The organism is Glutamicibacter uratoxydans, from assembly GCF_006539925.1.
Taxonomy (GTDB): domain Bacteria; phylum Actinomycetota; class Actinomycetes; order Actinomycetales; family Micrococcaceae; genus Glutamicibacter; species Glutamicibacter uratoxydans.
Genome location: NZ_BJNY01000001.1, coordinates 15,513 through 25,230, shown reverse-complemented (window position 1 = coordinate 25,230; position 9,718 = coordinate 15,513). Strand labels below are relative to the sequence as shown.

General features: G+C 52.8%; 12 protein-coding genes. 5 read left to right on the top strand and 7 right to left on the bottom strand.

Annotation, left to right across the window (positions count from 1 at the left end; all coding sequences use genetic code 11):
- Positions 1-7: 7 nt before the first annotated feature.
- The 7 genes from AUR04nite_RS00225 to AUR04nite_RS00195 all read right to left on the bottom strand — a co-directional run bounded on the left by AUR04nite_RS00225 (position 8) and on the right by AUR04nite_RS00195 (position 6,102).
- On the bottom strand, positions 8-1,150 hold the full coding sequence (locus AUR04nite_RS00225; RefSeq protein ID WP_141360754.1) for a VG15 protein: 1,143 nt from the start codon (positions 1,148-1,150) through the stop codon (positions 8-10).
- Positions 1,137-2,579 carry a phage portal protein gene (locus AUR04nite_RS00220; protein WP_141360752.1) on the bottom strand — a complete coding sequence of 481 codons (1,443 nt, stop codon included), beginning with the start codon at positions 2,577-2,579 and terminating at the stop codon, positions 1,137-1,139. Before AUR04nite_RS00220 ends, AUR04nite_RS00225 begins: the two co-directional genes overlap by 14 nt.
- Before the next feature lie 10 nt (positions 2,580-2,589).
- Complete coding sequence (locus tag AUR04nite_RS00215; RefSeq protein WP_141360750.1) at positions 2,590-3,966, bottom strand: terminase; 1,377 nt, start codon at positions 3,964-3,966, stop codon at positions 2,590-2,592.
- A gap of 367 nt (positions 3,967-4,333) precedes the next feature.
- The gene (locus AUR04nite_RS00210) at positions 4,334-4,762 is read right to left on the bottom strand and encodes a phage terminase small subunit (RefSeq protein ID WP_141360749.1); all 429 of its coding nucleotides are present in this window, start codon (positions 4,760-4,762) and stop codon (positions 4,334-4,336) included.
- 21 nt (positions 4,763-4,783) lie between these two features.
- The gene (locus AUR04nite_RS18490; protein ID WP_141360747.1) at positions 4,784-5,143 is read right to left on the bottom strand and encodes an HNH endonuclease; all 360 of its coding nucleotides are present in this window, start codon (positions 5,141-5,143) and stop codon (positions 4,784-4,786) included.
- Between the two features lie 81 nt (positions 5,144-5,224).
- On the bottom strand, positions 5,225-5,653 hold the full coding sequence (locus tag AUR04nite_RS00200; RefSeq protein WP_141360745.1) for a hypothetical protein: 429 nt from the start codon (positions 5,651-5,653) through the stop codon (positions 5,225-5,227).
- Complete coding sequence (locus tag AUR04nite_RS00195; RefSeq protein ID WP_170184017.1) at positions 5,650-6,102, bottom strand: nucleoside triphosphate pyrophosphohydrolase family protein; 453 nt, start codon at positions 6,100-6,102, stop codon at positions 5,650-5,652. The genes AUR04nite_RS00200 and AUR04nite_RS00195 overlap by 4 nt, the downstream gene beginning before the upstream one ends.
- A 45-nt stretch (positions 6,103-6,147) precedes the next feature.
- Here AUR04nite_RS00195 and AUR04nite_RS00190 point away from each other — a divergent pair, with 45 nt between their 5' ends.
- From AUR04nite_RS00190 to AUR04nite_RS00170, 5 genes are all read left to right on the top strand, one after another.
- Entirely contained in the window at positions 6,148-6,492 is a 345-nt protein-coding gene (locus AUR04nite_RS00190; protein ID WP_170184016.1) for a helix-turn-helix transcriptional regulator, read from the top strand.
- 627 nt (positions 6,493-7,119) lie between these two features.
- On the top strand, positions 7,120-7,482 hold the full coding sequence (locus tag AUR04nite_RS00185; protein WP_141360739.1) for a DUF732 domain-containing protein: 363 nt from the start codon (positions 7,120-7,122) through the stop codon (positions 7,480-7,482).
- A 1,315-nt stretch (positions 7,483-8,797) separates the two neighbouring features.
- Complete coding sequence (locus AUR04nite_RS00180; protein ID WP_141360737.1) at positions 8,798-9,022, top strand: hypothetical protein; 225 nt, start codon at positions 8,798-8,800, stop codon at positions 9,020-9,022.
- A 174-nt stretch (positions 9,023-9,196) separates the two neighbouring features.
- On the top strand, positions 9,197-9,442 hold the full coding sequence (locus AUR04nite_RS00175; RefSeq protein ID WP_141360735.1) for a hypothetical protein: 246 nt from the start codon (positions 9,197-9,199) through the stop codon (positions 9,440-9,442).
- Positions 9,443-9,628, top strand: coding sequence for a hypothetical protein (locus tag AUR04nite_RS00170; RefSeq protein ID WP_141360733.1), 186 nt, complete (start codon positions 9,443-9,445; stop codon positions 9,626-9,628). It begins immediately after the preceding gene.
- Positions 9,629-9,718 lie beyond the last annotated feature (90 nt).

Sequence of the window (9,718 nt, the reverse complement as noted above, 5' to 3'; positions counted from 1 at the left end):
TGGGACGTCACACGTCAAAACTTTGCTGGCCATCCGGCATCTTGTACCGCGCGTTCAACCACCGACGCCACGCGTTCAACGCGTCAACACCGTGATAACCCTCAGTAACCTTCGGCCACATTTCTTCCAGAAACGCGTTCAGCTCAGGCAGGTCAGCCTTACCCGTAGACTCCCAACGAGGAATCGCAGTGCACGCACAGTTAGGGTGGTAGGCGCTCACCGAGAAACCAACAGTCCCATCAGACCGGATACGGTCTTTATAGGCCTTCGTTGCAACCTTGGCGTTCTTATAAACGAACCCGCGAGACGCGAGCATCGCACAGAACGAACAAGGCCTCGGGCCGGTCTGCCTCGCCCACGCTTGAACACGCTGATCAACACCAGACACTTTTCGAATAGCGTCAGTGCCAGCCGAGATACCCTGCTTGTGTACCATGCCGGCCAACTTATTGCCAGCATCTTCATGCACTTGTCGCAACTCTTCTTCGCGTCGCTCAGGGTCTTCGCGCTCTTCAGAAACTTTGGCCTTCAATGACCCCTCAAGGTCTGCCAAGTTTCGGCGCAGGTAATCCCCCAGACTGGATTCAATTACCTTAAAATCCGTGTCGGTTGGCCACTCAAAAGGCTCAACACGTACACGCCCATCCACGCCCTCATGATCAAGGAAAGCCTGAATGTATTTATCAAGCTCCACCTGCGACAACGGCAGTCCACGCTTGGACTCAATGTCATCGTCAGGTGAAGCTTTCAACGCCTCGTCGTGGAGGAAACGCGCCAACTCGTCGGCGTCGTCTGCAACCTCACGACCAAGACTGTTTACTTCCAGCAGCTCATCAAGGAACTGTTGACGAAGACGGTTCAAAGAAACTTCAGCGCCAGGCTCAAGCCCCTCAGGAACCCCCAACGTCGCGCCAGTATCCAAAGCGCGAGCCAACTGGTAATAACTCTTTGCAAGCTTGCGGGAGCGAATACGCATCCCGGCAACAAGCTTCACAACAAACGTCGTCCACGCCACACCAGTAGCAGCAGGATTCAGCACGCCCACACTGGACGTAAACTGCATCAAGGCAAGGTAAGCACCAATGAGCCCCAACCTTGCCTGCGCAGCTCTTACAGCTTCTTCAGTAGCCTCAAGCTCATTGCGCGCCATCCAAGCCTCTCAGCTCCAACGGCCCAGACGCTTCACGATTCGTTGCCGCCTCTAACGACGGATCATCGACCATCGCGTTCAAGCCCTGCTCATCAGCAAGCTCTTCCAGCATCTCAACGTCACCCGTAGTCATGCCAGGAATCTTGCCCCACAAGCCACGACCCGGAACGCCAAGCATCTGCACAGCCTTACCCAACGCATCCACGACGGCAGCAAGCGTATTGTCCGACATGTCACGCCAGCGAACCTCAGCCTCATAGTCCTCAACGTCAGCAACAACGCCCTGATCTTTCGCCACCAGAGCGAACAGGTCGCACATCGCGTCACCCCACGAAGTCTTCAGCACATGGCCGAAGCGCAGCGTCTGAGACATTGCCGCCTGCAGCGTCTCTGCCGAAAGGTTCGACATGTTACCCAACAGCGAATGAGGTGGCAGCTGACCCACCACAGCGAAGTGCTTGACGGCCAGCTCGAACGCTTCAATGAAGCCATTCAGTGGCGTCTCGTCCAGCGTGCCCACCTTGGCGGCTGGATCATCAACAGTGATCCAGGTCGATTGCGAAATTGGAATTGGCTTATAGACCTGATTGCCATCAGCATCAATCTTCGGGTCGCCATTCTCGTCAAAGACTGGATCGCCCATCATGCCCGACGCCCAACGCAACTTCCAAGAGCTGAAGCTCTGCGTCATGAGCAAATCAAAGCTTGTCTGATTCACGCGATCCTGCACCGGAATCATCGACTCAATCACGCCACGCGTATTGCCCGCATCATCAGGCTGGCACACGAACCTGACCACCGGACACACGCCCAGACCATGAAAGACCTCAACAGCATTGGTGAGGTTTCCTTCAGTGTCCAAGTCATAATGAATGGTCACGTCTTCGTCGTAGTAAACGGCCCGACCAGGAGTGTCCTCGTCACGAGGATGCGACTTGATCGTGTACGCATACACCGGAAAGCGATCATTCACCGGGTCTTCATAGAACGCCACAGTGTCACGAGTCGACAGCAGATTGAACCGCTTCTTATCCGTCTTCGACTCTTCTTCATACGCCACGTAAGAGACGCCGTAAATCAGAGCGGTACGGAAGATCGTTGTCTGCTTCGACTGCATACGAGAGCGTTTCCAGCACGTCCACTCTTCGGGGAACAACTGCTTGGAACGGCGAAGACCGTCGACAAAACTAATCTGCGACGGAATACCCACAAGCAGCGGAATCAGATTCAGAGTGGAACGATCACGAATCTCTCGAACTTCAGCACGAGCACTCGCTGGAACGTGGGGCAACGCGTGATTGCCATCCAAGTAATCCTTGAACTTGTTGTACGCTTCACGATCATTGCGAATCGCCCACGTCATTTCCTCAATACGCTTCTCAACCGTATTGGTCATATTCGGCGCAACGATGTTACTGCCTTCAAACAAAATAGAATCCTCAGCCCTGCATCATTCGACGCTTGTATTGCTTCTGAGGGCGCTTGCCCTTCTCCAAATAGCGAGAGAGCGCCATGAAGGCGACATACCCAGCAACCATCACGTCGATCTTTCGAGGCGACTCAGGGTTCTCTTTACGAGCGATAAGACCTTTACCGTTATGGCCACGCTTCGCATTCAGCGCGTGAACCCTCAGAATCTTGTCGCCGTTATGTTTGATGGAGCCATCCTTGATAGCCCCGTAGAATGCCTCCCAGCCCCGTGAGATAACCTCACGAGAACCACGCATATCCCAGCCGACAGAAGACTTATCAGTGGCGCGAACCGCCAGAACCTCACGGTAGGTTTCAGACCATTCCATGATGTAGGACTCCCACAAGTTCACGTCCGCGAAGAACGCCCGAACCGTGTAGTCCGCAAACGCGCGCCTAACAGCTTCGTCAACAAGGATGCGGTCAACTTCCCAGTTCTCCCCGAGAGGCCCGTCAGGCTTCTGCTCAACCAGCAGCGGAACCATCAGACGATCCTTGATGCGAATAGCCACCAGCGCGGTAGCATCATCCGTCTTACCGCCGTCGAAGCCGAGAACAATCTCATCGCCCTTGCGCAGGTCTTCAACAGTTCCAAGAGTCGACTCAGCCTTAGCGCCGTCCCACTCGGAAACACTGAAGAAGGAATCCTCGGCGGTGACAATCGCGTTGTACCAGAAGCGCCGATGCTCAGAAAGAGGGATCGACGAATCCTGCATCTCCGACACAACCGTCTTCGTGTCCAACCAATGAGCATCGCCCTTGATCTGGTCAACAATGAACGGAGCCCAATCAATCGTGCACGGGGCGTTATCAGGAGCTTCAATAGAGTCGTAAAGCCAGTCAGACGTTAGCGTCTGCCCAGCCCAATACTTCTCCTGGTCGTTACGAATAACTTCAGCAACAGACTCTTCACCAGGCTCGAAAGCGTTAGTGATAACCAGCAACCGACCTTGCGTCTTGGCAAGGTTACGAGAAGCCGTCTGATAGAACTTTCGGCCACCATTAGTCGGCGTCCAGTGATGAGGCTCATTAGCAACCAGCATGGTCACACGGCCACCCTCATTGGATTTAGGGTTGGCAGCAACGGCACGAATCTTACGACCACCAGGCGCGTAAATAATTTCCTTCTGCACGTCCAACTTGAAATGCTGGATCGTACTCTTCGGCAAAATCGCCGGGTACATGTCGCGCGTGTTCTCAGTCTGAGACAACGAAACAGCAGCCAACTGCACATAAGCAATCGGATGATTCTTACCAACAGGCAAGCCGTTGTCGTCCCAATGGGAAAACTGCGACGGGCCGATAAGCTCGACCAAAGTAATGACCGCCGCTAAGGGGTCATTCACTTACCCCAACCCTTGAGGCGCTGGAGAAATATCTTTCGATACTTGAACTCACCAGTCTCCGTGACAGCGTAGATGTGCAACAGGAGTCGAAGCTGTTCCGGCGTAAACCGCCAAGGCAGCTCATTGCCGTTCTCGTCAGTCTCAGTAGGATGCTTCAGCCAGTCAGAACACCAAGCGGCAATCTGCCAGCCAAGCGTGTACTCGGGAAGAACCCAAGAGCCATCATCGTTACGCGCCCACGATGGGCCAATGTAACTAGGGGGAAAATACTTGCGAGCGTTCTCAACACTCGGCTCAATCTTCGTCAGGTCTAGGGATGGAATAAATCATCACCCCCTCCCCTGATACGCAAAAGGAGCCACCCCAATCAGGCGACCCCTAGCTGCTTTCGATAATCCTCAATAGCCACAACGCCAGCAGACTTGACCTCAGCCACAGGCGCGTCAAGCTCGATATGAATCCGTCGACGCTCACCCTCAGTGATGCCAAGACCAGCCAATGAGCTAATCAGGCCACTGAACATGACCGCACTCTTGCGATCACTCTTCCGATAACCATCGAACTCATCGCAGATCAACCACGCATAATCAGCGTCCGTCTGCTGGTAATAAGCCGCCATGCCCGACTGGCTCAGCGACTCATACAAATTACGAACCGCATCGTCCCAATTTGGATTAGGGGCACGCCACTCATAGTCAAGGGCGACACCCTTCTTGAGGGCGACACCATCTTCGCCGGTCGCGTTACGCCGAGTACGCTCTTCAGAACGCTTCGGCATTGGGCCACGAACTCCCATGTTCCACCCTCCTAACAGGTGTCAGAAACCCTTATGAGCGCGCGGAACAGCCTCGCACTTAGGGATTAGTTTGTGCATTTCAGGCTCACGCCTAATCGAAGCTCGAAGCTTCGCCATGTTCCGCTGATAGCCACGGCCACCCTCGGCAGAAGACTTGCGATTGTGATGCCATTGGCAAAGTAGTTGCAGGTTGGAGAGCTCGTCTCCCCCGCCCTCAGCGTGAGGAATGATGTGGTCTACTTGATTGCCGGAGTCCCAGCATCGACGGCCATCACGCTTACGGGCTTCACAACGCCCACCGGCTCGCCCAAGAACAGCAGCGCGAAGCTCAGGCCAATTCGCCGGCAAAGACTCTTTGCGATTACTTGTCGACCAAGCCACACAACCAGCGCCTAACCTCGAACCACTTCACGTTCAGCCACGCCTTGTAGACGTACCACGGGTAAATCATGTAAATCCCAATCAACTAGTGGCCACCGAATAACCGCGCCTATGTAACTCAGTGATCGTCTTGGCCGTCCACGCGCCAACGAAGTACGCAACAGACTCATTGCCACCATCCATGTGGTCAAGCACAGGCGTCAGCGGGTCACAAGGATTCACCGAGAAGTACTGGTGCATCGCAGCATGAGTCATCTCATGAGCAATGACCTCAACAGTCAGACGATCAACATGAAGCATCACAAGCCCCAGAGGGCCGGGAGTTTCCTCAACCTTGTCCTCACTGAAGCGATACCCGTACGAGTTCATGAGCCCGTCAGCCTCACTGTGATCCTCGCCCGTATGGCGCAACGCAGCCTTGCGAAGAGCTTCGACCGACTCATAGATGTGAACGATCACCTCACGGCGCACACCCTCATCCCTGTGCGACACTCGGAAGTGTTCGATCAAAGTGCCAGCGCCTTCACAATGTCCGGCTCCACGAACAGCTCAGACTTCAAGATCTTGCCCTCAGGCTTGCCATCAAGCTCCATGCCGCGCGAGTAAACCGGCTTACCATCAGCGCCCAACTTCGACATGTTGCTTCGATGAATCTCAGCGCCCAACGTGTCCATCGGGAAACCGTGACGGATGCCAGCACCATTCACGACCACATCAAGATCGCCAACAGCGTCAGCCACAGCCACCAGGTCCGGGTTGTACTTCAATCCGTCAGAGTCGACACGCGGCGCGACATTGACCGATCCATCAAACAACGCATCAGCCAGCTCCTGAAGCTCTTCCGCAATTAACAGAAAAGCCAACCACGCCTCTTGAGAAGTGGGGATGACCTGAGGTTTTAAACGAACCGGATGCCCGAAGGCCTCATGAAATTCCGCGACACGCAGAGATGTATTCAAAGTGTTCCTTTGCAACAGATGACAAGTCATGACACCATAAGTGACATGCAGAAAGATGTTTACGGCCTTGCCGACGAAATCAAAAGGATTCGAACCGACGCCAAGCTCAGGCAAGTAGACATGGCCGAACGAATGGGGGTTTCGTACCGCACCTACAGTCGCTGGGAAACAGGGGTGACAACGCCACCAGACGGGATCATCAAGCGACTCAAGGCAGCTGTGTCGGGCGAAGCGCCAACCATCAAGCGAAATGACCTCCACGACGCCCACGGCGTTGACCTCGGAATGGAAGTCATGGAGCGACTTCGACGCTACGAAGAGCTCAAATACGAGAACAAGCAGCTACTCAAAAAAGTCGACGCTTATGTCCGAAAGTACGGCGACCTTTAATGACGAATAACAAAGTTGCAGTCAAGGGATTGCGCACCGGGAACCCGCAGGAACGATTGCGCGGCCACACTGCCGTAACAACCCCTCGACCAAATCAATCCCTCCACATGACCTAGACGCTCAACCAAAGCCTCAACCAGTACCAGAAAGGAACAAAAGAAATACTGGGAGTCTTAAAGGAGCTCAGGTCAACCCATACCTTCTGAAGGTCATGTGGAGGAAACCCTAAAAGCTTTAAAGGCTTATTTGCTTTTCCATTGGTATGAGTGTGTGAATGCTTCTCAGGAGCACATAGGCCAAATCCAAGTACCAAAAAATTCCTAGACCAAATCCAAAACACCAAGAAGCGACGTATACAGCCTTAAAGGCGTATAGGTCGTTTACGTTGTTAAGTAACCCTTTAGGAAAGGTAAGGATTACTTATAGGATTCGTATAGGAACGTTAAAGTCGTTAAGGTACTTATAAGTCGTTAACACGTTTAAGCGTTTAAGTAGAATCTCTTAAGAGATTCTTGTAAAGGACGTTTAGATCGTTAAAGGCTTTAACGTCTATACGCCACCCCCAAACCCCCTCCATTGGGATAAGGGTGTGCATCCGTCTCAGCGCTTCACTCGTTAGGAAAATCTTTGAAGAAGCTTCTCGCCATTGGTCTTGGTCTGGGCATCCTTTCGGGCGTCTCGGCCTGCTCAATCGAGCCTCGCATGTCTGAGGCCGATGTGGCGTTCGTGAATCGTCTCCAAGGCTTTGGGTACAAGAAGAATAAGGACGTCATGGGTGCTCTTGAGTTCGGTCAAAGGGTTTGTGGCGACCTCAGGTCTTCAGATGATCCAGCGTCCAGGCTGGCTGAGTACGAGCAGCTGTTGCGCGACATGGGCTTTGGCACGGTTGACCGAACGCTCGTCATGCATGCGACGTTCCAGAATCTTTGCACCGAGTTTCAACCCATTGCCGGCAAGTTCAAGGACGCGAGGCTGCCTGAAGGTTGGTAGCTCCGCAAGCCTTGTGCGCCATTCTGACAGCCCCGCAGGGTTCTCGCGGGTGATTGGGCGTCCAGTGCGTTGATCGTCGCTTAGAGAGCGTTCTGAAGGCTTTGGAAACCCGTACAAAAATAAGAACGCTGACTACGTGCGGTCAAGTCGGTTTCGGCCTTCGGGGACTCCCCCCACCCTTCTAGGTGCTCTCTGCGGGCTTCTATGGCACTTCTAAGCGCCTTGCGGTGCGCGTGTGAGTGTTTATGCATCATGGGCTGTGCGAGGCTCTTAGAGCGCGTTCTGTGCCCTCTGAGTGGCCAAGCCTATGCGCGTTGCGTGCGTGACGTGTGGCGCGCGTGAACGTTAGTGGTGGCTGTGGGCGCGTGTCAACACCTAGCAGGCGTGCGTATTGTCACATTCTTTGTCAGGTCCAATGACTTGACGGTTCGCTTATCGCGTGGATAATCCGCGGGGCGGCAGTTTCTGGTTTGGCCGGCTAATACAATCATTGGTACAATGTTCTGCTGCGGATTACCATGTTTTAGCGCGTAGCCATCCTTAGGCGCTCGGTGGGCACCGTGAGCGCTTCTAAGGTGCATGGAGTCTTTAGGGGTGCATCATGGGCGCGTTAGTGGCTTAGGTGGCCATATAGACCATGTGCATTCGGTGGCTAATATGGGCGCATATGGTCGCCAATAGTTTCTACATTCAGATTATTTGAAAAAGTTTTTTCCGCTTAAATACTGGCTACTAGACATGTCCAGTCATGCAAAAACTCCGTTTCTGCGAGAAAGTGGCTAGACATGTCCAGCCACTCATGCCATGATTGATTCATCGCCAAGGACGCAAACGAAACGGTGACAGAGTTTCAAAGTTCGCGGGGGTAGCTAAATAAATAGATCTACTGTTTCGATTCAAGGATTTGGTCTTGGGTTTGGGCGGTACGGGAACTAGATTTGGCGCTTGTTGTTTGAGAACTTAATACACACTGAACGTAGAAATACGGGGATAACAAACACTCTAGAAGTGCAAGTTATTGCTACACGGTAACAGTAGGCTAAAGGCAAAGTCCGGCTAGTCAGATCCAATAGGTGAATGGCCGTTTATCTGTACACGGTAAACGTTGTTGCTAGTAAAAACAGTTCAAGTGTGATTTTTAGAGTTTTGGTTACTGACTAGGCACTTTGTAGAGTCTCTAGTCAGTTTCCAAAAACCTAAAATATCTACTCAATTGATGGGTATTAGTGTAGCCAAGTGTGGCACGTCACGACGTGTCTTGCTTAGTCATACTAATGACTAATAACAATTCAAAAAATGAAGGTAGGTGTCCGACTTGTCGGAGAAAAATGATAGCTGGGTCATGCTTGACCTATGCCAAGATTGCGCCGAATTGCTTGCAAACGGTGAGGCCATACCCGAAAACCCTTCGATGGGCGAGGTTGGTTTGATCGTGGTCAAGGATGTTGAACCTGAGTTCAAGCGCTCGGATTGTGGCGCTTGCGGTTCGCACCATACGGGGAACTTCCTTGAGGCTGAAGAGCTGGTGAGTCAGTTATGACTCTCAAGGCGTTTAGGTATCCGGTCGGCGGGGCGACTGCATTGTTGAACCGCGACATAGCTCTAAGTAGTTGTTAGTCGTTTGTCGACTCATGACGTGACTAGTCATTGTCGTGTCATGGGCCGATATGCGTTGACAAATGCGCAAATTGGGAACACTTGGAAGGTGTTTGTGATGTCTAAAAAGTATTTGCAGGCTCAGGAAACTGGTCTGTGCTGTGAGCTCTGCTATGAAGCTCTTGAGTCTGGCATGTTGAATGGTGACGCATTGTCCCTGCTGCCGGATGATCGCGTTGTTGTCGCGGAGGGTTTGCGCGGTAATCGTGGCGTTGAGAAGTGTGCCCTATGTGGGTACGTTGGCGAACTTGACGTCGTATCCCGGTTCACGTCTTACGCTATCGAAGAATTTGAGGTGGCATAAATGCAGTCTTTGGGATTGAAGCTTGAGGGCGCGATATTCCGCTATGACGGGGATGATTACTTGGCTCACTCGGAATGCGCCGATTTGGTTGTTGCCTCCATGCCCCTTGGCCGTGTGGTGATCATCGGGCCGGTAGCTTGGGCTGATGGCGACAAGTGCGCATATGCCAAATGCGATAAGCAATAAATCTTTAGTGACGCGGTTAGGCGCGTTCATGGTGCTTCACGGTGACTAGTCGTGACGCGTCATGTGTACGCCTAAGTACAAACACAATCA

Coding starts and splice junctions, on each gene's coding strand:
- AUR04nite_RS00225 (WP_141360754.1), bottom strand. CDS start 1,150: ATGGCGCGCAATGAGCTTGAGGCTACTGAAGAAGCTGTAAGAGCTGCG.
- AUR04nite_RS00210 (WP_141360749.1), bottom strand. CDS start 4,762: ATGGGAGTTCGTGGCCCAATGCCGAAGCGTTCTGAAGAGCGTACTCGG.
- AUR04nite_RS00190 (WP_170184016.1), top strand. CDS start 6,148: ATGCAGAAAGATGTTTACGGCCTTGCCGACGAAATCAAAAGGATTCGA.
- AUR04nite_RS00175 (WP_141360735.1), top strand. CDS start 9,197: ATGTCTAAAAAGTATTTGCAGGCTCAGGAAACTGGTCTGTGCTGTGAG.
- AUR04nite_RS00170 (WP_141360733.1), top strand. CDS start 9,443: ATGCAGTCTTTGGGATTGAAGCTTGAGGGCGCGATATTCCGCTATGAC.